The following is a 24,809-nucleotide window of genomic DNA, read 5'->3' on the forward strand; positions in this document are numbered from 1 at the left end:
CATGATCGCTGTCTTCGTCGTCCGCCGGTCGGCAGATCACGGCCACGAATTCCTGCAATTGCGGCGCTCGGCGAGCGAGTTCATGGCTGGCAGTTGGCAAATCGTTCGCGGGAAGATCGAATCGGGTGAGACGGCCGTCCATGCCGCTCTGCGTGAACTGCTGGAGGAAACAGGACTGACGCCGATCGAGTTCTACGCCCTGTGCAGCGTCGAGACGTTCTTCCTGGCGAGCCGCAACACGATCATGCACGTGCCAGTGTTCTGCGCATTCGTTGATGACACCGCGGCCGTAACGCTCAACGAGGAGCACGATGCTTCCCGCTGGGTTCCGCGACTCCGTATGCGCGCCGCGATCACGTGGGCCAGCGAGCGTGCCGTCTTACGCGAAGTACTCGACGATCTACTGCCCAACAGCCTCGCCAAGCCGCACCTGCGCGTTACTTGAACGGCCAGCAAGGAAACTGAACCGGCTTCACCGTGGTATGGGCGTCTGGCCCATACCACGGTGAAGCGCCATCCGAGCCCGCATTCCCGCTCTTTACATCGAGAAACCGATCGCCTTCAGAAATGCCATCGCAAGGATCGCGTGGCCGTGCGGGTTGGGGTGTACGCGGTCCCCCGCAAGCATGCCGGGGTAGAGCGTCGTCGTCGCGCGGTCGAACGCCGCCTGAGTGTCGACGAAGATCGCGTCGTGGTCGGCGGCCACCTTCTTCACCAATGCGCCATACTCGTCCATGCGGGCACGCATCGGTTCGGACTTGTTCGGCTCGATGTAGAACGGCGTCATCAGCACGAGGCCCTTCAGTGACGGCCTGACCTCGCGCAGGATCTCGCGGTAAGTCGCCTCGTACTCTTCCGGCAGGATAAGCGCCTCAGGCCGCCTCGGCGGAGCGAAGTGGCGCCAGACATCGTTGGTACCGATCATCACCGACAGCCAGTCGGGCTTCTGCTCGATCATGTCGGTCGTCCAGCGGTCCTTCAGGTCGCGCACCGTGTTGCCACTGATGCCGACGTTCACGACGCGGATCTGGCGGTCCGGATACGCACCGCTGATCAGCGCATCAACCATCGCCACATACCCATTGCCAAGTTGCCCGTGCCCCTCGGCGATCGGCCGCGCACGGCCCGTATCGGTAATCGAGTCGCCAATCATGACCAGTTTCTGCTTCTCGGTGATCTTCATCGCGTTCAGTGCTCCAGGTGTTAGTTGCGATTGATCATAAACGTAGCCGCGTCTGCAAAAAAGCGGTCCAGCAGTGGCCGGGCCGTCTCGGGCGTTTGCACCTCATTCAACGCGGCGTTCATCAGGGTGATCCAGCGATCGCGCGCGGCCTGATCGATGTGGAACGGCGCGTGCCGCATGCGCAGCCGAGGGTGCCCCCGCTGCTGCGAATACGTTTGCGGCCCACCGAAGCGCTGGATGAGAAAGTCCCGCAACCGCCGTTCGGCGTTGGCCATGTCGTCCTTGGGATACATGGGTCCCAGCAGGTCGTCCAACGCAACGCGCCGATAGAACGCGGCCGTCAACTGCGTGAAGTACGCCTCGCCGAGCAGCGTGTACAGATGAGTGTCGAGCAGGTTGGTCATGGTAAATCGTAGGCGGCGAGAGAGGTAACCGGTCACGGGTGATGCGGGGCTACTAACGAGCCGAATTCACGCGCTTGGCCGCCTTCAACACCAGGGCGCGCGGCAGCAATCGGGTGGCGACCGTTAACAGGCGGTTGTTCAAGCCGGTGACCGACAACCGCCGACCGGCCATCATGGCATCGTAGCCGATCTTAGCGACGCGCTCGGACGACATCATGCTGATCGTCGTCAGTTTCGAATTGCGGACGTTCGCGCGGTTGAAGAAGTCCGTACCGGTCGGTCCTGGGCAGACGGCCGTGACGGTGATGCCCTTGTGCCGCAACTCAGACGAAAGGGCTTCGCTGAAGCTGAGCACGTACGCCTTCGACGCGTAGTAAACCGCCATCAGCGGCCCCGGCAGAAAGCCGGCGACCGAGGCCACGTTCATGATCCGCCCGCGACCGCTCTTGATCATGCCGGGCAACAGCAGCCGTGTGAGGTGCGTGAGCGTGGCGATGTTCACCTGTATCATCGCCATCTGCTGCGAAACGTCCGCGTCCGCGAAGGGCCCGTGCGTGCCAAAGCCGGCGTTATTAATCAGGATGTCGATCGCAATGCCGCGGTCGGTGAGTTCGGCGACCAGATCCGGCGCGCTGGCTGGATCAGACAGGTCCTTGACGATCACGCGAACCGTGACGCCCGACTGCCGCAACGCCGCTGCGATCAGTTCCAGCGCCGCCTCATTCCGCGCCACAAGCACCAATGAATACCCATCGGCTGCCAACAGGCGCGCCAAGTCGCGGCCGATACCGCTGGAGGCGCCCGTCACTAAGGCGAAGCTGTCTCTCCGATCATTCAATTTCATTCCCCTGCTTGCGGGCTGCGATGAGCAGTTCGTCGGCCAACTGCTGCACCAGCCGTTCGATGTCCGCCAGTGCTTCATCAGGCTTGGCCGCGTCCAGATCATGAACGTGCCAGTACGTCACCCGATTCTCCCAACCGGGATGCCGCGCGACCAACAACGGCCGATGCTCACCCTCCTTCAGCGCGATCACTAGATGCGCTCGCGACAGGTCGTCGGCCGTGCAGGCGATACCACACCGATGCTCGGCGTCACATACCACGCCAAGTTCGATCAAGCGCCTGACGGTGTCACCCGAAATGTTCCCCGGCAAACCAGCCGCCAGCTCAATCGCCAAGCCCCGCGATTCGGCACGAAAAAGGAGACCGCGTTCGCGAGCTATATAATTGAACAGGTGTTCGGCGAACCGGCTGCGGTAATAGTTGCCGGTGCAGAGGAAAAGAATCGTTGGCCAACTCATGATTCCGGGAGCTTTTTCAAGTCCAACTGGTCTTTGTCACGGCCACTCGCGAGCTTGTTCGCACGAAGGTCTGCCAGACTAACGATCGAAACCGGCGTCCCGTCGAGAAGATCGACCACCCGGCGACGGAAGCAGTCTCCAAACGTTACACCTGATGGACCAGTCAGCAGGTCTATCCGAACCGGAGGCACCCCGAACATGTGAACCTTGCCCGGCACCAAGAACCGGTCGGGGTCCGCGGCTGGCTCAGCGAACCCGAACTTGCCGAGCGCGCTGGCCACACGTCGCGCGTTTTCAGCCGTTGTTGCAATCCATAGATCGATGTCGCCGGTGAACCGGTGATACCCGTGGTAGTTCACGGCGTATCCGCCCAGCAAGAGGTACTCAACCCCCTCGGAGTTCAGCAACTCGATAAACTCTCTGAAGTTTGGGTCGAGCGATATCCTCGGTTGCATAGCCATAGTTCAAAGCTCTGATGCGCTCGAGCGCCACCATCCGTTCCACCGGTGTGCACGTCTGCCATTGGCGGACGTCTTCGGCATCGGCAGCGGACATGCTCCCGGACCACGTTGGCCAATCGCGGCGCTTGGGGGTCGCAGCTTCCATGATCGCACCCTTCTCACGCTTAGCAGCCGTCGAACACGCTGTGAAACACGAAGGGATCGCTTCCCGCATTATACGTGGAAGCGATCCCTCAAAATCAATCGAAAGTGCCGCTGAACTCACGCCACCTTCGCGCCCTTGCTGTAGTACCCCGGCATGGGCTTGCCGAGCTTTTCCCAGTGCTTGTTCACAGCCTCTGCCTTGCCGGCGCTGTTGAGCATGTGCAGCTTGCGTTGGACCATCTTCGTGATCGCCTCGCGGGCGGGGCCCAGGTAGTTGCGCGGGTCGAACTCGGCGGCCTTGGTGGCGAAGACTTCCCTGATCTTGGCGGTCATGGCCAGGCGCAGGTCGGTGTCGATGTTCACCTTGCACACGCCGTACTTCTGCACCGCCATGGCGATCTGGTCCTCCGGCACGCCCTTGGCGTTGGGCATGCTGCCGCCGTACTTGTTCACCAAATCGATGAACTCCTGCGGCACGCTGCTGCTGCCGTGCATCACCAGCGGCAGGCCGGGGCAGGTCTTCATGATCTGCTCGATCCGGTCGAACGCCAGCACCGCCTCGTGCTTGAACTTGAACGCGCCGTGGCTCGTGCCGATGGCGACGGCGAGGCTGTCGCACTTGGTCTTTTCCCAGAAGTCCTTCGCCTGCGTCGGCTCGGTCAGGAACTTCTCGATGTTCTTGGCGTATTCTTCCGCGTCCAAACCGACCACGTCTTCCTCGATGCCGCCCAGCATGCCCAGCTCGGCCTCAACGGTCACGCCGGCGGCGTGGGCCAGCTTCACGGCGTCGCTCGTCAGCTTCACGTTGTGGTCGTACTCGTGGTGGCTGCCGTCGATCATCACCGACGTGTAGCCGTCGTTCACGCACTGCTGGATCAGCTCGATCGTGTCGCCGTGGTCGCAGTGGACCGCGATCGGGATCGTCGGGTTCTCGGCGACGCCGGCGTCGATGATGGCCTTCAGGTATCGGATGTTCGCGTACTTGCGCGCGCCCTTGCTGATCTGCAGGATGCACGGCGAGCTTTCCTTCACGCAGGCCTCAATGATCGACTGCGCCAGCTCCATGTTGTTGACGTTGAACGCGCCAATCGCGAATCCCCCGTCGTAGGCAAGGTCGAACATCGGCTTCGTGGTCATCAGCGGCATAGTGTGGGCTTCCTTTCGTGGTGTTTCCCCTTTGATTGTAGAGGAACCCGCGATGGATTCAACGCCCGCGATGTCCCCCACCCGCGCCCCCACCCGCGCCACCGCCCGCGCCACCGCCCCCGCCGTCGTCGCGCCTTACCCCGCTCACGCCACCAACAACGGCCTCACCGTCCCGCCGCCATCGATCGCCCGGTTCACCGCGTACTTCCCGTTCATGGCCGGCTGATATCGCCCCGCGTTCACCTCGTCCAGCCACCGGTCGCGCAGCTCCCGCGCCGCCGCCACCAACTGCGGGTCGTTCTTCACCTTCACCCTCGGCGTCGGCGTCGGCCGCTCCGCCACCTTCGCTAGTTCCGTCGTCGTCACCGCCGTCACGTCGACCGGCATCGGCACCGCAAACACCACCCCGTTGCGCGGCTGCTCCAGCCGCACCGGCGCGATCGCCTTCGCCTTCCGCACCGCCGGCCTTCGCTTCGCCGGTTCATCCGTCAACAACCGCGGCGCCGTCGGCAGCAGCACCGGCATCTCGTCCCGCCAGTTCACGCCCGGCGGAATCGGCAGCACCAACCGATCCTCCCGTATCGCCCCGCCCGTCGTCTGACTCGGAAACCACCACGGCGTTACTTCGTCGTCCTGGCGTATCCGCTTCTGCCAGAAGATATGCGTCCGCGCCTTCTTCTCACTCCCTGTCCGAAACGCCAACGCCACAAACCCCATGCTCTCCCAGAACCGGTTGGCCTCGATGTCCTGCGCGCACCAACAGCAGTACAGCTTGCACCCCCAAGCGCTCCGCTCAAACTGCGCCTTCAATAGCGACGCAGCCACGAGCGACCTTCTATACGCCGGCAACACGTTCATCTGATAGATAATGCCCACGTCGTCGCGCTTGAAGTACTGGTCGCACCCGATCAGATAGCCGACGCGCGTCCCCGTCACCAACGAGCCGGACGCGTGAGCGACGGATTCCGATGCACCGGCCGCTAACGCTCGCGGCTCGTTCACCTCTGCCACCAACACGTGCCCCGCCTTCACCTTCCCCTCCAACTGCTTCGTCGGCATCCACCCCACCTGCTGGGTCGTCTGCTTCTGCATCGCATCCATGAACCCCACGTCCGCCAGCGTCCCCGCCCGCACCGTGATGTTCACCCGTGGCTCCACCGCCAACAGCGTCTGCGTCGCCGCCGCCGCCGTTGTTGCCGTCGCGGCTGTCATCAGAACGTTCGTAGTGGATTGGGTCTCGTTCATCGCCGCGCTCCTAAGCTCGTCCGTTATGGAATTGACGTACAGTTGCTTCGCTTTCGAACCGGCCTCATGCTAGGATGCCCGGGCCGACGGTGACCCCGTCGGCACCGCGTCGATCGACTGGAGATCGTCTGACGCGTTTACCCGGGAGAAAACCGCCATGCCCAGCCACCGCTTCGTTCCGCTTGCCGCCGTCGCAGTCGTCACGTCGCTGTCCGCCGCGTCGGCGGTCGCCGCGCCCATCACCTACTTCGAGCAGGTCAGCGGCGATTTGCCCGGCAACGACGTCTCCACCGCCACCTTCACGCTCGACGTCGGCCTGAACACCGTCAACGGCACCTTCGGCGAAACCGACGGCGGCGACTTCGACGCCTTCGGCTTCATCGTCCCGGCCGGCCTGGAAGTCCTCAGCGGCAAGCTGCTGCTGACCGACGCCACCGGCGACATCCTCGACACCGCCTGGTCGATCGACGCCGGCATCGGCGACTTCACGCCCCAGCTCGAGGTCGTCCTCGCCACCTCGCCCGGCTTCACCCCCTTCGCCGCCGCCACGCTGCCCGCCGGTTCGTACACGATGTCCCACCGCTTCTACGACGGCAACGGCACCGCCAACTACACCTTCATCTTCGACGTCCACCAACCCACCACCGCCGTCCCCGAACCCGCCTCGCTCGGCCTGCTCTCCCTCGCCGGCCTCGCCGTGTTGCGTCGCACGCGTTCGATCGCGTAAGGTTTGTCGGTCGTCCGCCGCTCGTCGTTGTCCGATCTGAAAGGCCCACACATGATCCGCTCGTTCGTCCTCGCCACGTTGCTGTCCGCTGCGCCGGTCCTGGCCGCGCCCATCTCGTACGTCGAATCGATCGACGGCGACTTGCCCGACTCGTTCTTGTATGCCACCACCTTCACGCTCGACGTCGGCCTGAACACCGTCGCCGGCCAGTTCGGCTCCGACACGTCCGACTACGACGCCTTCGGCATCATCGTCCCCGCCGGCCTCGAAGTGATCAGCGGCAACGTGCTGCTCGCCGATACCAGTAACAACCTCACCAGCACCACCTGGCTGCTCTACGACGGCCCCGCCGACGACGCCTCGATCCGCGAGTTCATCGAAGCGCCCTCGCCCGGCTCCACCAACTTCGCCACCACCACCCTGTCCGCCGGCCGCTACACGATGTACCAACAGTTTCTCACCGGCTACGGCAGCGCCAACTTCACCTTCAGCTTCGACGCCCGCCAAACCGCCGCCGTCCCCGAACCCACCTCCCTCGCCTTGCTCTCCCTGGCGGGCGTCGCGTTGATGGCCCGCAGGCGCGCCGGGGTTTAGCCGCGAATTGAATTGACATCGAACTACTGCGAATTAAACTTGCCCTTGCAAGCGTGGTCGTTCATCTCCCTGGCGTTGAAACGGAAGGCTAACTCGATGACTCGTACGTTCCTTTGTGCCGTGGCCAGTGCGTCGATCCTTCTGTCAGCCGAGGCCACCAGCGCCGCGATGATCGTCGCCGACTTCAACGACCTCACCATCGGCACCCTGAACAACAAGGGTGGCGGCACGGGGCTCAGCGGGAACTGGACCGGCAGCGCCGGCGGCTCGGTCGTCGCCAACGACCTGACCTCCACGCTCTACAACCGCCCGCAGGCCGGCAACGCCCGGCGGGCCCGCAGCGAGAACAGCTCCGGCCTTCGTCAGAACTACCGCACGATCGCCGTCTCACCCACCGGCACGGTCTGGTTCTCGTTCCTCGCCCGGGCCGAGGCGTCCGCTTCCCAGGCCGGCCTGTCGATCAACGCGCCCACCCCGACGCCCTTCAACGACCCCGGCACGTTCTACGCCTACCTGTCCGGCAGCACGCTGCAGTACCAGTTCGGCGCCGGCACCGCCGGTAGCGCCGCCAACGTGGCCACGGTCAACTCGACCGCCCTGGTGGTCGGCCGCATCACGATCGCCGGCAGTGGCGGGGCCGATGCGGTCACCCTTTGGGTCAACCCCGACCTGATCGCCAACCCGAACATCGACGCCTACACGCCCGTCTACAACAACGCGTCCGTCAACGCCCTGGACACCTTCTCGCACATCGGCGTCGTCGCCTCCCGCTTCGACGGCGGCAACACCGGCGCCGGCAACGTCGACAACATCCGCATCAGCGACGGCAACGGCAACGCCGCCACCGCCTACACCGACGTCACCGGCGTCACCGCCGTCCCCGAGCCCACGTCCCTCGCCCTGCTCTCGCTCGGCGGCGTGGCCTTGCTCGGGCGTCGCAGATCGATCGCACGCAAGGCATAGAATCGTCCCATCTTGCCGCACTTATCCGGCGTCATCGCGGCGCTCCATCCATTCGCCGCTGCCTGCTTGATTCGGTTCGCCGCGCCGTTACGCTTCATGGGCAGTTCCCGCAAGTTGAGCAGGTCCGCTTACGCCGTTCTGGGGATCATTATCATGAAGCCGTTGTTCGCCGCCTCCGTCCTGGGGTCGCTCTGCGTCCCAGCCACCGTCGCCGTCACCTCGCTGTCCGCCGCGTCGGCCGTCGCCGCGCCGGTCCATTACTTCGAGCAGGTCAGCGGCGATCTGCCGCAGGACTACGCCGGCAACACCGACGCGCCGGTCCTCACGCTCGACGTCGGCCTCAACACGATCAACGGCACCTTCGGCACGACGCCGTCCTACGACTTCGACTCCTTCGTGTTCATCGTCCCCGCCGGCCTCACGGTGCTCAGCGGGCAACTGGTCGTCACCGACGCCACGGGCGACATCGAGGACGGCAGCTGGATGGTGCTCGACGGCATCGGCGTCTTTCAGGAGTTCGTCATCGCCACCTCGCCCGGCGTCACCGACTTCGCCGCCAACACGCTGCCCGCCGACTCCTACCTGATGAGCGGCCTCGACTTCGGCGGCGACGGCACCGCCAACTACACCTTCTCCCTCACCGTCGCCGCCGTCCCCGAACCCGCGTCGCTCGGCCTCTTCGCCCTCGCCGGCGCGGCGCTCTTGCGCCGCAGGGCGACGCGCCGGGCGTAAGCGATCCACGCCAACGGTCCAACCCGGGGCGAGCCGGGTGCCACGATCCGCTGCGCCGCGCCGTGCCGAGCCACCGCTGCGACTCCCGCACGACGCGCCGTAGCGCACCGTGGCACCCGCCCGCCCAATCCACCGACCACCGACGGCGGCCCACACAACTCGGCCGCCGTTCGGCAATCGGCGATCGCTCACGCCGCGATCGTCATCGGCTTGGCCTGCGCTGCGACGCCGGCGAACTGCAGGAACGTCGTCACGGGCATCGATATCGGCCCCGTGAGCGCGGTCCTCGTGTACCACGAACATGCAAGCCATACCTGAGCGCCGGCCGGCACGGTCGCGTCGAACGTGACGGTGAAGTCGCCCTTGGTGAAGTCGCCCTGGTAGGCCCACAGCGCGGGGTCCGAGGGGTAGGACGATCCCACGTAGGAATAGACCTTGGCGCCGATCACGTTGGTCGGTTTGCCGCGCTTCGACTCGCCGTCGTCGCGATGGATCCGGCCCTTGACCGTGCGGCCGACGACCGCCTCGATGTCCATCTTGGCCTGGCTCGTCGGCGCGGTCACCGACGTGGGGCGCTTGGGCACGTGGACGCCGATCAGCGTCTTGTCGGCGTCGCTGATCGACGTGCTGGCGAGGATCAGCTTGTAGTATTCCCGCGCCAGCGGCAAGAGGGCGTCACGCGCTGCGTCGCGAGCCTCGCGAAGCGCCTTCGACCGCGTGCTGGAGGCGTCCGACGCCGTCAGCGCGGCCGCGGCCGCGAGGTAGGCCTCGTGCACGGTCGTGTACGCGCTGAGTTGTGCGACCGAGAGATTGTACTTCGCCGCATCCGCGGTCGCGCGGGCGTAGAAGTTCGTCGTCCAGGCGACGAGGGGCGACTGCAACAGTGGGACGGCCATGGGCCACCTCCTAGGGTAACTGTCAACGGGGCCGTACCCGTCAGAAACCGTTCCGACGCCGCTCGCATTGCATGAAAGATCGGCCGCACCGCTCGGTCGCTTTACGCACATTCAGGAAAATGATTTTATTTACTACAATCGTCTTCGAAGTCCCACTTCTTCCCCGCCGTCCGCTCACCACTCCGCACGTCCGGCCCCCTTCTCCCGCCCGTCGCAGCGGGTCAGATAAAGGCCCGCCCCCCGCACTGCTACACCCAAGCCCCTCAAATCGACGCCTTTAAACCGTCCGTTCGCGTCATTAAAACGTACGAGTTCGTGCCGCGCCCGTACGAGTACGCAGCGCGCCCGTACGAGTTCGTGCCGCGCCCGTACGAGTACGCAGCGCACCCGTACGAGTTCGTGACGCGCCCGTACGAGTTCGCAGCGCGCCCGTACGAGTTCGCAGCGCGCCCGTACGGGTTCGCGCCGCGCCCGTACGGGTTCGCGGCGCGCCCGTACGGGTTCGCGCCGCGCCCGTACGAGTTCGCGGCGCGCCCGTACGGGTTCGCGGCGCGCCCGTACGAGTTCGCGGCGCGCCCGTACGAGTTCGCGGCGCGCCCGTACGAGTTCGCAGCGCGCCCGTACGGGTTCGCAGCGCGCCCGTACGAGTTCGCGGCGCGCCGGTACGAGTGCGCGCCGCGCCCGTACGGCTTCCCGGCTCTAGAGCGTGTTATGCACTTTCCAGCTCAGAGACTGGCTTGGGTGCCACGGTTTGGTACGCCAAGCCGTGCCGGTACGCGCAGACACGGCTTGGAGTACCAAACCGTGGCACCCAGCGTCGTCACGCCTGCGTTACTGGCCCCCAAAGTGCATAACACGCTCTAGATAGACAATTCCGATTTCCTGCCTCATCGCGTAAATGCGACGGCGCTCGAAGAGATCTCTAGTAGCCGCGCGGTTCAGTCGCCGTTGCGGTGGCGACACCGCCGAGGCCTTTCAGGTCTCGCACGCTCGAGACTTGAAATCCCGCGTCCTTCGCAATGTCACGAACGGTCCGGTCCAGACCGACCGGGCACGGTCCAACATAGATCAGCGCGCGCGGTCGAGATGGCAGCCCAATCGTAATCCCGCCAAGGCGGGCCGTCTGATCCGCTGAAGCCAACGCATCGGCGATCCGCGACGCGAGAAGTGGATTCCGTACCACGCGCGAGAGATCGAGCGGCATCGGCGCATCATCGGGCGCCGTGTGTAACATTACCGATGGCGCAGAGGGTTGCTGTCGCGCTACACGGGTCGGATCGAGCGGCCTTACCGTCCGTGGCATTTGGGTTTGCGGGGGATTGATCGGCGGCGCGTGCGTATCACGTTTCGAAAGCCGATATGCCACGTACACGGCGCCGAACGTTGCGCCAGCACCGATGATCGCAGCAATGATGGTGTCCGACACGATTCCTCCTCCTAACGGATCATAATCTATGGCTTGATGCAGTCCTCCGACACCAGCCGGGTGCCACGGTTTGGTACTCCAAGCCGTGTCTGCGCGTACCGGCACGGCTTGGAGTACCAAACCGTGGCACCCAAGCCAGTTTCTGAGCTGGAAAGTGCATAACACGCCGGGTGTTCTCAGACAGGGGCCGCGAAAATGGGAGCCGCGAAAAGGGGACATCCAGAATATCCCGCCGAGCGACTCGCCCGTCGAACACACCTGACCCGGGATATTCTGGATGTCCCCTTTTCGCGGCTCGTGCCATTCCGCCGATCACTTCCGCCTGGCTCGTCTACTGACTCTGTGGACAAACGATACGACGTCAGTGGGGATTTACGCGGGTTGTCGAAAACTTTGCGGATAATCCGCTTCCGGTACTCATCTGGGTACGATCGCCTCAGGGGGAGTACAGTACTCCCCTGAAGAAACCAATCACCTCCAGGAGAATCTCATGTCGCGCTTCGCATGTATTGCATTAAGCATCTGTCTCGTTCTCACCGGCTGCACGTTCTCGGTAAAGGACACGGCTGGGATTCGGCGGTGCCTCGAAGATGCGGGACGCGCCGAGTCGTATGCGGTGGCGATCAAGGAGCGGTACCAGCCTAACGATCCCCAGTACAACCAATTCTCCAGCACGTACCTCGTCGCCTCGACCACAACGAATGGTTACCTTGAGGGTCTTAGCGGCGACATCAGGATCAGGGGCGTCGTCGACGTGCCGGTCGAAGATTACGAGGCGTCCCGGGCCTTCACCGAACTGACACAGCTGGACGCTCAGGGTCGGGAACTGATGGGCGCGGGGGTCGACCCCGCGTCTGTGGTCACGACGGGTGCCATCGTCAAGTTTGCCGTTGAAGTGGTCAATGAGATTCAGGCCTGGCACGACCGAAGGAAAGCGAAGGCGATCGCGGGAGTGATCGAGACCCTGCAGCAATCCAAGATGCGCACGTTCGCTAGCCTTAACCAGCAGGCGCTCGCCACGCGATACGCATCGCCAGCCCCCGGTACGCCGGCGACCGCGCCGGCCTCAGCTCAGCCTTAACCCGACACGTCCACCGGCTGGGCCGGGCCGGCCCAGCCGGTGGATCAACGGAACAGGCGAAGGCCATCGAGCGTAACGCCCGCTGCAGCGGCGTTCATCTCGTAACCGAACGCGGCCGGGTCACGTGCGACGGTCTCCGCCAGCTTCGCAACGCGTAAGGACAGATCAGCAGCACGCCGGCGATCGTCCTCAGTAACGAATGCGGATTCCGCCAGGTGCTGCAGCTCGAATTCCGAGAAAGCGAGCGCCCGCTGATGATGCAGCGGGTGTGTCGGATTTGCCTCCGTGTCGGTGTTGCTGCCTTGCATCACCTGCATCCACGAGAGGAAGAGCATTGGGGCGCCGATGGGCGTCTCCCGCGCCTTCAGCAGAATCTCATGCGCGGTGGCGTCGGCTTGCGTTTCAACTTCGGGCGTTGATTCCACGGTGCCATGCAGCACGTGCGCCACCTCGTGGGCGATGATGAATACGAGCATGCTGTCTGCCGTCGACGCCGCCGCTCTCGCGATGGGCACCGGCCCGCCGACGGCTTCGAGCTTCTGACGAGCGCTCTCGGCGATGACGGGCTCTGACCCGTATCCACCGGGATATGAGATCAGACCCGAGGCGAGCATGGGATTGACGATCACCTCGCCGTTCTCGCGCGATCGCATGTAAAACAGATAGTCGTTCAGCCACTTCACGTCGGCGATGGTCGTCGCGAACTCCGCGGCCAGCGCCACCTTGCCGATCGAACGGATCGTCTCCGCAGAGATGACGATCGCCTGCTTGCCTTGACTGTCGGGCGGCCTTGTGACTGCGAAGAACTTCTGCGTTCCGAACGGGTTCAATGAAATAGACAACGTCCGCAGCTTTTCGCGCTCCGCATCCGTCAAGGCGCACCGGATCAGTTCAAGCCGGTCCTGCAGTATCTGTTGCATTCCTTCGGCGTCATTCTCGCGATGCCGCTGTTCCCACGCGACCAACGCCTCGTCCCCTCGTGGCGCATCGACGCGTCCGTCAAACTCCCGTGGCGATGGCTTACAGCACGATGCGACCGCGACAAAGATCGAGACTGCACAAGCGAACTCATTGCATCGCATGATCCGTCCCCTTTCATATGGTGCGGCGCGTCGCGGGTAACGCATTACCCGTTGCGGTCGCCGACCGAATCGGTTCCATCACAATTCTTGGCACGCCGTCACCAGTCGCTTTCACCCGTCCCGAGAGACGGGGAACTCGAACCCGTAGTACGAACCGTCCACGCGTTCCTGCTCCCAGACTTCCCTGATCGCGGCGGATCTTCCGTAGGAGGCCATGCCCGCCCGCCACGCGTTCCAGACGCGTTCGTCGATGTAGCCGGCGTCGAAGAACAGGAATTCCTCGGCGCACAGGTTGAAATAGTCGACGACCTTGGCTCGGTCCCTGCCCGTCAACGTATCGCGCTTTTGGCTGATCGCGCGCAGTTCCTCGTTCATCCTGTCGTATCGGTCGTTGAACTTCTCGAACAGCTCGATGAAATGAACGGTCTCTGTCGCGTGCTGGTTGAAGAAGAACGCAGCGACCGCGCCGACGACTGCCAGCCAGCCAAATACCCATTCCGGCGTGCGCAGGGCCGGGATCGCCGTGCAGACGACGCCGACCAAGATCGCTATCGCGATGACGCGCCACACGAGACGTGGCCGAACGCGGAGTTTGTTCTTCCGGTCTTCGCGCGGCTCGAGATAGCGTGTGATCGATTCCGACATCGCAGGTCTCCTTTTTCAGGCGGACGGTAGTTGTTCATGGCCTAATGCAGTCGTCGGACACCAGCTTGGCCGGGTCGCCGTACGTTGGGGGCACGTCGGGGGCGGTGACGGGTTGGCCGGCCTGTTCGCGGGCGGCGACGGTGGCGGTAGACCTTGGTGAGGTCGACGCCGCGCTTCTTCATCTCGATGAGGACGACGGGCTTCCAGACGTAGTCGGCGAACGCGGTGCCGCCGCCGTCCTCCTTGGCCTTCCTTATGCGCATCTCGGGCGAGCCGCCGACGTCGAGGGAGCCCTGCTGGCCGAAGGCCTGGAAGAGGCGGTCGAGGAAGATCTGGGCCTGGCCCCGTTCGTCGCCGGTGATGTGCTTGGCGGACCAGTCGACGAAGTCCTGTAGCTTGGCGGTGCGCGATTCGTGCATGAAGCGGTCCCCGGGGTGCGTTGCGACGCCCGCCCGCCCCTTGCCCGGAAGCGCGGCGATGGCGATGAGTGCGGTTGAGTTTCGCAGAGCGGCCGGGGGATGTCCAACCCCTGCGGGGAAGGTGGCACGGGCGGCGCGGAAAAGCTAGAACTAGGCCGATATGGCACATCGGCACGAAAAGGCGGGACAGTACGGGAAGCGCGAGGCCATCAAGCGGCAGCGGCGGATCGGGCTGTTGTTGTTCATCGTCGGGGCGACGGCGATGGCGGGCGTCGGGTTCATCGTGGGGTACTTCCAGCGAGAGGGGCTGCAGTTGTGGGGCCTGCCGGCGGTCGTCCTTCTAGTCGCCGGCGTGAGTTGGGTCATGCGGCACGCAGACCGATCCATCGACAGGTGGTCGAAGGAACGCCTTCGATACCTGCGCGGCGGGCAGGCGGAAGGGTTGGTCGCGTGGCTGTTGGAAGATCTGCCGAACGAGTGGCACATCTTCAACGGCGTGAAGCTGGAGTCGGGCAGCGATAACGACCACGTCGTCGTCGGGCCCGGGGGCGTGTTCTGCATCTCGACGAAGTCGCGGCGCGGGCTGTTTACCGGGACGGCGCTGGGGTTGCTGCACAACGGAAAGAACTGCGACTTCGCGCATCAGGTGCAGCGACAGACGATGAACCTGCGCGACCGGCTCGACGCGATCATGGGCAAGGATGTGCCGTGGATTCAGTCGGTGCTCGCGCTGCCGTTGGGGTGGACGGAGAACGACGCGTTCGGCGGGCAGGTGTGGGTGGTGAACGCAGAGGACATGATCGACCGCATCGCCCCGGAGAAGCCCAGCACGAAGCTGGGGGCCGATCTCGTGAAGCGGCTGGTGAAGGCGATGGAGATGATCCAAGCCAACGCCGCAGAGGCGCACCGGCGGCCGGATGCGGCGGCGGCGGCGCGGGTGGGGTAGATCGGGAAGGTGATGGTGAGCGGGCGGGTGGGCGATCAGGTGGCGTGGGCGCGGGGGAGGCGGACGGTGAAGGTGGTGCCGTCACGCGCGCGGTGGACGGAGTCGGAGTAGCTGCGGATGGCCTCGGTGAGCGACTGGTCGATGGACTCGTGGAAGCGGGTGAGGTCGTCGAGGTCGAGGAGGTCCGGGTCGGGCTTGCTGTCGCGCCACAGCTGCACGACGCTGGCGCGCAGCGCGCGGTACTCGGAGACCATGGCCATCTGGTGGAAGCCGGACTTGGCGCGGCCGATGCCGTGGTCGTCGGAGGCGGCGTCAACGCGGTCGCTGGTGCGGTCGGACCGAACGTTGCCCTTGGACTTGTCGGCGCGCTGGAGGTCGGTCTGGGCGGCGCGCATGTCGTGGGCGGTGGCGTGGAGGATGTCGGCGGCGTGGTCGCGCAGCATGGGGGCATCGACGGTGTGCCCGCCGGGCCAGATGTCCTGGGCGAAGGCCTCCCACTGGTTCAGGATGGGCTCGACGTTGTCGAGGATAACGTCGGCCAGGCGCATGACGGCGTACCTTGTCTCAGGCGGGACGAGCAACGGCGGGCGGGGTGATTGACCGACGATCTACCCCCAACCGGACGCCACTATACCCGGCTGCGACTCCAAGACCAAAGCGGACGTCGCGCCCCCACCGGCGTGGGCGGTTGCCCGCGTTGCGGCGGAGGTAACAGGAACCGTTAACGTGGCCGACGCGTGCGGGCAGGCGGACGCCCCACCGCCCGCGGCGCGGGCGAGTTGGAGGGCGCGGGGGAGCGGCGCGGGGGCACCCTACAGCGCCGAGCGGACGGGGCTTTCGGGGCGGCCGGCGTCGTAGCGGCCCAAGGGGCGGTACCACACGCTGCGGTAGCGGACGAGGTCCTGGTGGTCCTGCAGCACCAGCGGGCCCGTGGGGGCGTGGGGCTTGTAGGCGGGCAGGTTGCGGAAGCCGGTCTGGCCGAGGAGTTCGACGGCGTGGTGGACGTAGACGCCGTTGAACAGCAACGTGAGCCGCGCGGGGCGCACGAGGCGGTCGCCGTCGAAGACGGGGCCGTTCCAGGCGATGTCGTAGGTGTTCCACTGGGTGGGCGGGCGCATGACGTTGGCCAGCGGTGGGATCTGCCCGTAGACGCCACCGGCGACGCCGTCGGCGTAGGTGGGGTTGTCGTAGCAGTCGAGCACCTGCACCTCGTACTTGCCCAGCAGGAAGACGCCCGAGTTGCCGCGGCCCTGGCTCTGGCCCTTCACGATCGTGGGGGCGGTCCACTCGATGTGGTACTGGCCGTCGCCGAAGGACCGTTGCGTGCCGATGTTGCCGGCGTGGGGGACAACCTCGAGCACGCCGTCGGCGAGCGTCCACGGGACGGGGCCGCCGCCATCATCCTTCATCGAGCGCCAGTTGGCCCGCAGCGATTGTTCGGAGCCGTCGAAGAGCACGATGGCATCGCCGGGCGCGCGGCCGACGCTGTCCTGCGTGCTGGCGTCGCCGGGGGTGACGACGGGCGGGATCGGCCGCTGGGCGCCGTGGACCTGCCAGTCGGTGCCGGGGAAGGCGGGGGTATCGGTGTGGGCGTGCAGGGTTTTGGCGTCCATGGGCGTCGGGGTTCCGTTCGACAAGGTTGCGCCACTTGCGCTCCGGCAACGTTGGGCCAAAGGCAATGGCGTGGCCGTGATCTTCCGCGCCGGCGGCGCGGCGTCAACGGGCGTAATCCGAATCGGGCCGAGAGCGGCTGACGCGGGGGCGAGGAAGCCGATGCACTGCGCCGGTCAGGAGTGCGTCAACAACGCAGGAAGGGCCACGACGAAGGCGCTGCGGGCCATGACGCGCGACAGGCCGGCGGCGCGGGCACGGGCGATAATGGCGGCATCGGTGTGAGCAACGAAGCCGACGACCTGTCGAGCGGCGGGGTCGGCCGCGAGCCAGGCGGCGGCGGCATCGAGGGCACCCTCAAGGTTGAGGTCGACGATGAGCAGCGGCGCGATCGCGGGCGACGCAGCGAGCTTGGCGGGGTCGCGGACGACGGTGAGCGGCACCGCGGCCGCCCGGGCCTCGGCCGTCAGGCGGCCGACGAACATGAGGTCGCGGACGAGGGCAATGGCCGGGGCGAGCGAGTCGGTCGGCGAATCGGTCATGGGATGCTCCGCGGCTTAGGGCACCGGCATGACGTCGCGCCCCTGATCGGCGGGCGCGGCCTCGGCCGGCGGCGCGGGCGTGGGGGTTGCGGGCGTGGCGGGGGTTGCGGTGGCGCCCGCGGCGCCGTCGGCGCCGGGCTTGCGCATCACGCCGTCCTGCACGGCGACGCTGCCGCGTTCCTGCACGGGGCGATCGGTCAGGTCGACGCGGGCGAAACGCTTGGCTTCGAGGAAGACGTCGGTGGCGACCTTGTCGCCGGCCACCACGTCGGACAGTTCCACTTCGAACACGAACGCGACGGTGGCGTCGGACTGCGCGACGCTGGCGAACAGGAAGTCGTCGGGTTGGTTGACGATGAGCGTGCCCGACGAGTCGAGCGTGCCGATCGGGAAGTAGTTGCGGCCGTTGGCAACGAGGCGGACGGAGCCGGGGCTGAACCGCACGAGGCGATCGGCGCCGTCGGCGGCGTTGTTGGTGAAGCGCGTCGGCACAACCAGCAGGCCCTGGCCGGGCCCGGGGCGTCGGCGGGCCTCAAGGTTCAGGTTGCGCATGCCCTTGAACTCGCCATCGCGCTGCGCGACCTGCGGCAGCAGCGCCAGCGCGTCGCCGACCTGCACCTGCTGTTCACCGGCGATGTTGAGCGCGGTCCGCCGGCCGCCGACCTCAACGCCCAACCGCTGGCCGAACAGTTCGAGCAGCCAATCCGGGTGGCTGGCCGACAGGGGATTGGACGTGGAGAGGGCGCCGTTGCTCAGGTGCGACACGAGGCCGATCGCCAGGTCGTCGGCGGGCAGCAGCATGCCCGACTGCGGCGCGTTCATATTGGGCGCCTGCAACTCGTCGAAGACGTGCGCGTCACGCTGCTGCGACCGCCCCGCCGCCGGCGGCGCGATCACGTAGCGCTCGGGCGTCAGCGGCATCCGGCTGTAGCCGAACAGCGCCGGGCCGAACGGCAGAGACTGGGCCGCGAACGCGAACAGGCCCACGGAGACCAGACCGGCCACCAGGCCCATAGCCGCCCCGCCCAGCTTCTCGGCCATCACCGGCAGGCGCAGGTTGCCCGGCACCATGCGGTCGCTGATCAGGCGCAGCACGATGTAGACGGTCGCGAACAGCACGCAGGTCACCATGGCGGTCGCCTGGTCGGCGTACTTGCCCTTCAGCATCGCCACGATCACGGTCTCGTGCCACCCGATCGCAATCGCGGCCGCGACGACCACGAAGATCGCGCTGAGCGTCGCGCTGAAGAACCCCTGCAGGTAGTGGAAGTACACCACCACGAACACCAACAAAATCATGAGAAGGCTGAAGATCATAAGCGACTTCCGTTATCAGGCGTCGGAATCGATTGGAAGAGCCCCGGGTTTCTCCAGGCTTCTTCGTCAGACGTTCGAGCGAAACCCCGGGCAAGCCCGGGGCTATGTGTTCCGGCTCGGACGCTATGCAGCTTCGGGCGACGAACCCTTGGCCTTGGCGTCGGGCCCGCGCAACACGCGGAGCACTTCCTGCACGCTCGTGTCCCCGCGCTCGACGACCTCCAGCGCGGCCTCCTGCAGGTAGCGCCCCTTCTGCTTGCGGAACGCCGCCTTTAGTTGGCTGCCCGAGTCGGCCAACAGCGCGGCACGCACGTCGTCGTCCACGTTCAGCACCTCGAACACGCCCACGCGCCCGGCGAAGCGCAGCTCGTTGCAGTAGGTGCAGGGCACGACCTCGCCCTTCTCGTTGCGCATGGGCTGCGATCGGGCCTGGAACAGCTGCGTGACCTTTTCGGGGTCCATGTTCAGCTTACGCAGGGTCGCCGGGTCGGGGCTGTAGGCGACCTTGCAGGCGTTGCAGAGCTTGCGCACGACGCGCCCGGTGATCACCATGCGCAGCTGCGAGTAGGCGGCCTTGTCGTTGCCGACGAGCTTGCGCCACATCTGCAACGCCTCGGTGACGCCATTGGCTCGCAGACCGACGTAGGCGCGATGTTCCTTGGCGAACTCGACCAGCAGTTGGGCCGACTTCGGCTCTTCCAGCGGCGAGACCATCATCACTTCCGGCTGCTGGCTGCCGACCCAGTCGACCATTCGCGACTCTTCGCCCGGCGGGGGCGTGCCGGGCATGGCGTTCTGCGTGATGCCTTCCAAGTCCTGGTCCGGCTCGCGCTCGACGCTCTGAATGTGCTCTACGAACGCGTCATGCGCTCGAATGAGGCCGTACAGCGTGCTGGTGAGGCCCTGCCCCTTCGGCGCGGCCACCAGCACGACACCGGTGCCCTCGGCAGCCGTCTCGCGGATAAGCTTGAGCTGCCGTGCGGTGAAACCGAGCGTGTCGGGCTTGAAGTCGTGTTGCTTCTTCTGATCGACGCGGATGCGCATCGTCTCACCGGCGCTGCTGCCGGCCGTGTTGATGACGAGGTCGTGCTTCTTGCCGTTGACGGCGACCTTCACCTTGCCGCTCTGCGGCTTGCGGCGGTCCTTCGTGTCCATGGCCGCGTAACCCTTGGCCATCGCGATGACACCGGCGGCGTTGTTACGGTCCATCTCGTGAGCACGGTAGCCCACGCCGTCCACGATGTAGCGGACCACGGCGCCCTCACCGTTCGGCACCACTTCGACGATCTCGGCGTTGCGGCGGAGCGGGTCGGAGAGCGATGCCTGCAGCAGATCGTAGGTCGCGCGAAGCGGGTCCTCGGCCTTGGGGGCCACGTGCGGCGAGCCATTGCCCTGCAGGAACGACACCTGGTCGGGGATCTCGGTGACCGTCTTCTCCTTCGGCTTGCCGAAGCTGAAGGCCTCCTTCATTTCGCCCTTGAGGTCCTTCAGGCCCACCTTGGCATTGCGCATGTAAAGGTAGACGCCGATATCGATGCCGAAGAACAGCAGCAGCGCCAGGAAGGAAACAATGAACCCGAACGGGATCAGGAAGAACGCGGCGGCCCCCACCACCATGCCGCCGAGCAAGCCCGCATTAATCTGTTCACGCGGCAGGTGGGCGTAAACCGCGTCTTTATCGGCCCAGGTGAGCAGTTTGGCCCAGACCACGATGACGATCAGGAACGGCACGACCTTGATCAGGCTGATGTAACCGCCTGTTTCCACCGCAGCCACGAGAGACAATTGCAGCATTCGGTCTCCTAACATCACCGCCCGCCTGGCGGTAGAGCATCAATTCTACCCGCGATCCGCAAGGCGGTATAGCCACGACCTTGGTGGCGACAGGGTCACACCAGCTGGATCAGGCTCGGATCAGCTTTCCAGCCGGGCGACCACCGCGTCGCCAACGGCCTGCGTGCCGGCGGTGCCGCCGAGGTCGCGGGTGTGGTTGGCCTTGTCGGTGATCACCTCGCGGCACGCGGTGTTGATCGCCTCGGCCGCTTTGGGTTGGCCCAGGAAGTCCAGCATCATCGCGACGCTCAGGAACGTCGCGATCGGGTTGGCGTACCCCTTGCCCGCGATGTCGGGCGCGCTGCCGTGCACGGGCTCGAACATGCTGGCGGTCTGCTTGGTGGGGTTCAGGTTGCCGCTGGCCGCCATGCCCATGCCACCCTGAATGGCCGCGCCAAGGTCGGTGATGATGTCGCCGAACATGTTCGTCGTCACGATCACGTCGTACGTCTGCGGCTTGGTCACCATGTACATCGTGCAGGCATCGACGTGATGGTATTCCGTCTTGATGTCCGCGTACTCGCTCGCCACCTCGTCGAACGCGCGCTGCCACAGGTTGTGTGCAAACCGCAGCACGTTCGTCTTGGCGACCAGCGTCACCTTCTTGCGGCTGAACTGCTTGGCGTACTCGAACGCGTAGCGAATGGCACGCTCCACGCCGTGCCGCGTCGTCACCTCGATCTGATTGGCGACCTCGTGCTTCGTATTCTTGTAGAGGAAGCCGCCGTTCTGGCAGTACAGCCCTTCCGTGTTCTCCCGGACGATCACCATATCAATGTCGCCCGGCTTCACGTTCGCCAACGGCGTCGGCACGCTCGGCAGCAGCTTCGTGGGGCGCAGGTTGATGTACTGATCGAGCTCGAACCGCATCTTCAATAAGATGTCCGTCTCGATCAGCCCCTGCGGGATCTGCGCATTGCCCCGCGGGTCGGCACCCACCGCGCCGAACAGGATCGCATCGTGGGCGGCCAGTTCCTTTAGCGCCGAGTCAGGCAGCGTGATCTTCGTCTTCAGGTAATGCTCTGCCCCGAAGGGGTAGTCGGTGGTGGTGTACGTGAACCCGAACTTCTTGGCCGCCGTCTTCAGGACCTTCAGCCCTTCCGGAACCACTTCCTTACCCACGCCGTCACCGGGCATCACCGCGATCTTCATATGCCAATCCTTCGTTGTTTGAGGGATTGGGGACGATAGCGACGGGCGGTCGGCGATGCAATCGTGGCGGCCGCTGCTCCCGATCTGGCATTAAAAATAACTTTGCGAGCAATGGGATCGGGTAACGCCGAGTCGGGCGGGGGCTTCGGTGGGAGCGTGCTATGCCTGAACGATTGGCTCGACGGCGCTACAGTCGGGTAGAGCGGCTACTTTCGAGACCAGTACAACCTTGGTTGCAATGCGGTCGTGCCGCAGCACTCACGTGCGACGCGGGCGCCAAAACTCGGCGCGTTCCCGTCGCACGTGAGGGCATAAGTACTTCTTTCGAGCGCCCCCACCGTTCAACGATGGGTCGCCATGTTCGCCGATCCGGAGATGACCGTCAGCGAGTCGAGGTTGACCCCCTCATTGGTGTTGTTGATCAAGCGGACGACGTTGGCGCCCGCCGTCAAATCGAGCGTGAGCGTCATGATGCCCCAGGACGACCAGGAGCCAGTGTTGGGCATAGTGAGGTTGGCGTGGGTAACCGCTCCATTCACGGCCACCCTCAACGGCCGACCGCTCGTGCTGCCGTTGGCGTACCGAAGCTGCACCGTGGTCGCGCCGCCGGCCGCGCGGTCGATGGGCAATTCGACGTACGATCCGGCGGTGCCGAGGTCCGCGTAACCGCTACCGGTGTAGCCGCCGTTGCTCGACTGCTGCGTTACGCCGATCAGCCTCACATCCTCCAGTTGCACTACTTTCGTGTCGCCAATCGTCAACGAGTCAAGGTTCGGGCCACCCGCGCTATCGGCCCACAGGTTTAACGAATTCACGGACCGAATCATTGGGACGGTGACCGACACGGTGCGCCAGGTCGACCACGAGCCGGTTGGTGGAAACGCGAGCGTCGTGGTAGTGCCGCTGCTACTGTCGATGGTAAGGGGTCGGTCGATGGCGCTTCCGTTGGCGTAGCGGAAGGTAATGACAACGGGCCCGTCGGCGATGCGGTTGACCCGGAACTGGACTCGCGATCGAGTATTGAAGTCGGCGAACCCGCTGCCGGTGTAGCCGGCGTGGTTGTTGCCCAGCAGTGTACCGTAGTAGAACCTCGCAGCCTCGGCCTCCAGCGTCGTCGTGGGAACGACCGGGACGATCGTCATCTGGTCGAGGTTCGCGCCACCGGCAGCCGTGGTTGCCACGATCTGGATGGTGTTGGCGCCCTCGACGAGGTAACCGCCCGCATTAACGGTACCCCAATCGCCCCACCCGCCCTGTGGCGAGAACTGGAGCAGGTTCACCTGCTCACCGTTGACGTAGATCGCCATCGGCCGTGGGCCCGTGCTTCCGTTAGCAAAGCGGAACAACAGTGTAACCAAGGCGGGCGATTCGCGGTTGAACGTAAACGTGACGGCAGAGCCCTGCCCCCCAAAGTCGGCGTAGCCGGTGCCGTTGTAGCCTGAATGCTGCGAAGCGACGCCCGTGCCGCCGGTTAGGAAAGCCGACTCGGCCTGAAGCGTGACGGGGGACTGGCTGTTATCGACGGGGTCGCCGACGACTCGGAACAACACCGTCTGCTGCACCTCGGTCATCGACTTAAAGTACTGGTCCCCACTGACCACCACGATACGGCCGGCCTGATCCACGGCCAGGCCGTTACGCGGTGGCGCCACTTCGCCGTTGTACTGGACTGTGTAACGACGCATACCAGGCGTCAATGCATCTGGGGCAAACGTGACGTCGGGCGTCAGATCGGAAGCGTCATACCGTGCCAGGTAACGTGGGCCGTACGACAGTGAACCCGTCACGTACAGCGACCCATCGGAATAAGCGACACCGGTTCCCGCGCGGGTTTCCTCGTTTACCACGCCAAGACCCGCTGTGCGCGCCTTCAGCACACCACCGGCGGTGTCCAGAAGTAGGAGGCCGTTAAAGGGGATGTATGTCCCGTACTCGCTGCTCCACCGCGACACGGCGCCAACCGCCGCGACGTTGCCATTCGGCAGCACGACCAAATCGTGCAGCGTTGCCCCGCTTACTACCGTACCGTGGCCACCATATGAATAAGTTCCGTAGTCGGCCCAGTCATAAAGGTTGGACGTGAAGACGTCGGTGGCGCGCGTACCGTTCTCATTCAACGCCAAGAGATAGAAACGCTCGTATGGTCCATGGGGGGTCTGCCCCGCGTGGGCCGTGCCAGCGACAACAAGCCTACCGGTCGGAAGGATGTCGATCGAGGACCCCGTGAGGCCATGGCCACCGGCGTCTGCACGGTATAACCCGCTGCCGAAGCCACCAAAGGTGGTGTCTTGGTCTCCTGTGGCCGTCAGGCGCGCGACGACGATGCGGGACTCGCGAGTGTCAAAGACGTTCGGCGTCGACGTGCCGACGAGCAGCACCGCTCCATCGTCCTGTATTGCGATGTCGTTCACGCGGTCGTCGGTCGTGCCGACGTGCCATGCAACCTTCCCGTCGCCACTGAACGATCCGTCGAGCGTGCCGTTGGCGTTCAGGCGGGCGATGGCGAAGTCGGTGCCGACGTCGAACGTGGAGGTCGTGTACCCACCGACCACGATCTTGCCTTGGGGCGTGAGCGCGACGGCGGTCGCGTAGTCGTCGTCACGCAGGTCGACGTATGCCAGCCCGTCGCCGCTGAACGACGTGTCGAGCGTGCCGTTGACGTTGTAGCGGGCGACGATCATGTCGCGGTCGCCGCTGGTCGTGTGCCCGACCGCAATAATCTTGCCATCGGCCCGGACAACCGTCGCAGTAAATTGGGCGTTCGCGATTGCCGGCGCGATGCCGTCGCCGCTGAACTCTGTGTCGAGAGCGGACGCTGACAGGAGCGTGCGTGCCTCCAACTGTTCGATCAGCGTAAGCCGGCGAACGGAAGATGAAGTGCGACGGATTTTGCGGTTGTGAAGGCGCATAGCAGCATTCCTTGCTTTGGCGTAGGACTTCCAGAACACCATCAGTTGCG

At 65.1% G+C, this 24,809-nt stretch carries 27 protein-coding genes; 8 read left to right on the plus strand and 19 right to left on the minus strand.

What is annotated here, in order from left to right; translation table 11 throughout:
• Nucleotide 1: 1 nt before the first annotated feature.
• On the plus strand, nt 2-445 hold the full coding sequence (locus VGN72_04590) for an NUDIX domain-containing protein (GenBank protein HEV7298621.1): 444 nt from the start codon (nt 2-4) through the stop codon (nt 443-445).
• A gap of 93 nt (nt 446-538) precedes the next feature.
• Here VGN72_04590 and VGN72_04595 read toward each other — a convergent pair whose 3' ends face one another.
• The 7 genes from VGN72_04595 to VGN72_04625 all read right to left on the minus strand — a co-directional run bounded on the left by VGN72_04595 (nt 539) and on the right by VGN72_04625 (nt 5,884).
• Nucleotides 539-1,183: an SGNH/GDSL hydrolase family protein gene (locus tag VGN72_04595; protein HEV7298622.1), complete on the minus strand. Its 645-nt coding sequence runs from the start codon at nt 1,181-1,183 to the stop codon at nt 539-541.
• 20 nt (nt 1,184-1,203) lie between these two features.
• Nucleotides 1,204-1,587 (minus strand): globin, encoded by a 384-nt coding sequence (locus VGN72_04600; protein ID HEV7298623.1) that lies wholly within the window; start codon nt 1,585-1,587, stop codon nt 1,204-1,206.
• 52 nt (nt 1,588-1,639) lie between these two features.
• Complete coding sequence (locus VGN72_04605; protein HEV7298624.1) at nt 1,640-2,425, minus strand: SDR family oxidoreductase; 786 nt, start codon at nt 2,423-2,425, stop codon at nt 1,640-1,642.
• Nucleotides 2,418-2,888 carry a hypothetical protein gene (locus tag VGN72_04610; GenBank protein ID HEV7298625.1) on the minus strand — a complete coding sequence of 157 codons (471 nt, stop codon included), beginning with the start codon at nt 2,886-2,888 and terminating at the stop codon, nt 2,418-2,420. Before VGN72_04610 ends, VGN72_04605 begins: the two co-directional genes overlap by 8 nt.
• The gene (locus VGN72_04615; protein HEV7298626.1) at nt 2,885-3,349 is read right to left on the minus strand and encodes a DUF6036 family nucleotidyltransferase; all 465 of its coding nucleotides are present in this window, start codon (nt 3,347-3,349) and stop codon (nt 2,885-2,887) included. The genes VGN72_04610 and VGN72_04615 overlap by 4 nt, the downstream gene beginning before the upstream one ends.
• 261 nt (nt 3,350-3,610) lie before the next feature.
• A complete protein-coding gene (locus tag VGN72_04620) occupies nt 3,611-4,639 on the minus strand; it encodes a ketose-bisphosphate aldolase (protein HEV7298627.1) in 1,029 nt (342 codons plus the stop codon).
• Nucleotides 4,640-4,783: 144 nt separating this feature from the next.
• Complete coding sequence (locus VGN72_04625) at nt 4,784-5,884, minus strand: GNAT family N-acetyltransferase (protein HEV7298628.1); 1,101 nt, start codon at nt 5,882-5,884, stop codon at nt 4,784-4,786.
• A 157-nt stretch (nt 5,885-6,041) separates the two neighbouring features.
• On the opposite strand from VGN72_04625, the gene VGN72_04630 reads away from it, so the two are divergent.
• The 4 genes from VGN72_04630 (at nt 6,042) to VGN72_04645 (ending at nt 8,900) form a co-directional block, all read left to right on the plus strand.
• Nucleotides 6,042-6,611 (plus strand): PEP-CTERM sorting domain-containing protein, encoded by a 570-nt coding sequence (locus VGN72_04630; protein HEV7298629.1) that lies wholly within the window; start codon nt 6,042-6,044, stop codon nt 6,609-6,611.
• Nucleotides 6,612-6,662: 51 nt separating this feature from the next.
• Nucleotides 6,663-7,205, plus strand: a complete 543-nt coding sequence (locus tag VGN72_04635; protein HEV7298630.1) for a PEP-CTERM sorting domain-containing protein — start codon at nt 6,663-6,665, stop codon at nt 7,203-7,205.
• Between the two features lie 96 nt (nt 7,206-7,301).
• Nucleotides 7,302-8,168, plus strand: a complete 867-nt coding sequence (locus VGN72_04640) for a PEP-CTERM sorting domain-containing protein (GenBank protein ID HEV7298631.1) — start codon at nt 7,302-7,304, stop codon at nt 8,166-8,168.
• 153 nt (nt 8,169-8,321) lie between these two features.
• Nucleotides 8,322-8,900, plus strand: coding sequence for a PEP-CTERM sorting domain-containing protein (locus VGN72_04645; protein ID HEV7298632.1), 579 nt, complete (start codon nt 8,322-8,324; stop codon nt 8,898-8,900).
• A 188-nt stretch (nt 8,901-9,088) separates the two neighbouring features.
• Here VGN72_04645 and VGN72_04650 read toward each other — a convergent pair whose 3' ends face one another.
• The gene (locus tag VGN72_04650) at nt 9,089-9,796 is read right to left on the minus strand and encodes a hypothetical protein (protein HEV7298633.1); all 708 of its coding nucleotides are present in this window, start codon (nt 9,794-9,796) and stop codon (nt 9,089-9,091) included.
• A 315-nt stretch (nt 9,797-10,111) separates the two neighbouring features.
• Between VGN72_04650 and VGN72_04655 the strand changes: the two genes are divergently transcribed.
• Nucleotides 10,112-10,660, plus strand: coding sequence for a hypothetical protein (locus tag VGN72_04655; GenBank protein ID HEV7298634.1), 549 nt, complete (start codon nt 10,112-10,114; stop codon nt 10,658-10,660).
• 58 nt (nt 10,661-10,718) lie between these two features.
• Here VGN72_04655 and VGN72_04660 read toward each other — a convergent pair whose 3' ends face one another.
• Nucleotides 10,719-11,222: a hypothetical protein gene (locus VGN72_04660; protein ID HEV7298635.1), complete on the minus strand. Its 504-nt coding sequence runs from the start codon at nt 11,220-11,222 to the stop codon at nt 10,719-10,721.
• A 490-nt stretch (nt 11,223-11,712) separates the two neighbouring features.
• On the opposite strand from VGN72_04660, the gene VGN72_04665 reads away from it, so the two are divergent.
• Nucleotides 11,713-12,303, plus strand: coding sequence for a hypothetical protein (locus VGN72_04665; protein ID HEV7298636.1), 591 nt, complete (start codon nt 11,713-11,715; stop codon nt 12,301-12,303).
• A gap of 44 nt (nt 12,304-12,347) precedes the next feature.
• Here the strand turns inward: VGN72_04665 and VGN72_04670 are convergent, their stop codons facing one another.
• The 3 genes from VGN72_04670 to VGN72_04680 all read right to left on the minus strand — a co-directional run bounded on the left by VGN72_04670 (nt 12,348) and on the right by VGN72_04680 (nt 14,449).
• Nucleotides 12,348-13,223, minus strand: a complete 876-nt coding sequence (locus VGN72_04670) for a hypothetical protein (GenBank protein ID HEV7298637.1) — start codon at nt 13,221-13,223, stop codon at nt 12,348-12,350.
• A gap of 273 nt (nt 13,224-13,496) precedes the next feature.
• On the minus strand, nt 13,497-14,030 hold the full coding sequence (locus VGN72_04675) for a hypothetical protein (GenBank protein HEV7298638.1): 534 nt from the start codon (nt 14,028-14,030) through the stop codon (nt 13,497-13,499).
• Nucleotides 14,031-14,071: 41 nt separating this feature from the next.
• Nucleotides 14,072-14,449 (minus strand): type IIL restriction-modification enzyme MmeI, encoded by a 378-nt coding sequence (locus VGN72_04680; protein HEV7298639.1) that lies wholly within the window; start codon nt 14,447-14,449, stop codon nt 14,072-14,074.
• Between the two features lie 160 nt (nt 14,450-14,609).
• On the opposite strand from VGN72_04680, the gene VGN72_04685 reads away from it, so the two are divergent.
• Nucleotides 14,610-15,395: a nuclease-related domain-containing protein gene (locus tag VGN72_04685; protein ID HEV7298640.1), complete on the plus strand. Its 786-nt coding sequence runs from the start codon at nt 14,610-14,612 to the stop codon at nt 15,393-15,395.
• Nucleotides 15,396-15,430: 35 nt separating this feature from the next.
• Here the strand turns inward: VGN72_04685 and VGN72_04690 are convergent, their stop codons facing one another.
• The 7 genes from VGN72_04690 to VGN72_04720 all read right to left on the minus strand — a co-directional run bounded on the left by VGN72_04690 (nt 15,431) and on the right by VGN72_04720 (nt 24,759).
• On the minus strand, nt 15,431-15,943 hold the full coding sequence (locus tag VGN72_04690) for an RsbRD N-terminal domain-containing protein (protein HEV7298641.1): 513 nt from the start codon (nt 15,941-15,943) through the stop codon (nt 15,431-15,433).
• Between the two features lie 264 nt (nt 15,944-16,207).
• Nucleotides 16,208-17,008, minus strand: a complete 801-nt coding sequence (locus tag VGN72_04695) for a DUF1080 domain-containing protein (GenBank protein ID HEV7298642.1) — start codon at nt 17,006-17,008, stop codon at nt 16,208-16,210.
• A 174-nt stretch (nt 17,009-17,182) separates the two neighbouring features.
• A complete protein-coding gene (locus tag VGN72_04700; GenBank protein HEV7298643.1) occupies nt 17,183-17,548 on the minus strand; it encodes a hypothetical protein in 366 nt (121 codons plus the stop codon).
• Nucleotides 17,549-17,563: 15 nt separating this feature from the next.
• Nucleotides 17,564-18,865 carry a CvpA family protein gene (locus tag VGN72_04705; protein ID HEV7298644.1) on the minus strand — a complete coding sequence of 434 codons (1,302 nt, stop codon included), beginning with the start codon at nt 18,863-18,865 and terminating at the stop codon, nt 17,564-17,566.
• Nucleotides 18,866-18,988: 123 nt separating this feature from the next.
• Nucleotides 18,989-20,659 (minus strand): ATPase, T2SS/T4P/T4SS family, encoded by a 1,671-nt coding sequence (locus VGN72_04710; protein ID HEV7298645.1) that lies wholly within the window; start codon nt 20,657-20,659, stop codon nt 18,989-18,991.
• A gap of 120 nt (nt 20,660-20,779) precedes the next feature.
• The gene (locus VGN72_04715; protein HEV7298646.1) at nt 20,780-21,850 is read right to left on the minus strand and encodes a 3-isopropylmalate dehydrogenase; all 1,071 of its coding nucleotides are present in this window, start codon (nt 21,848-21,850) and stop codon (nt 20,780-20,782) included.
• 341 nt (nt 21,851-22,191) lie between these two features.
• Nucleotides 22,192-24,759 (minus strand): carbohydrate-binding protein, encoded by a 2,568-nt coding sequence (locus VGN72_04720; GenBank protein HEV7298647.1) that lies wholly within the window; start codon nt 24,757-24,759, stop codon nt 22,192-22,194.
• Nucleotides 24,760-24,809: the final 50 nt, after the last annotated feature.

This window comes from Tepidisphaeraceae bacterium (genome assembly GCA_035998445.1).
Classification (GTDB): domain Bacteria; phylum Planctomycetota; class Phycisphaerae; order Tepidisphaerales; family Tepidisphaeraceae; genus DASYHQ01.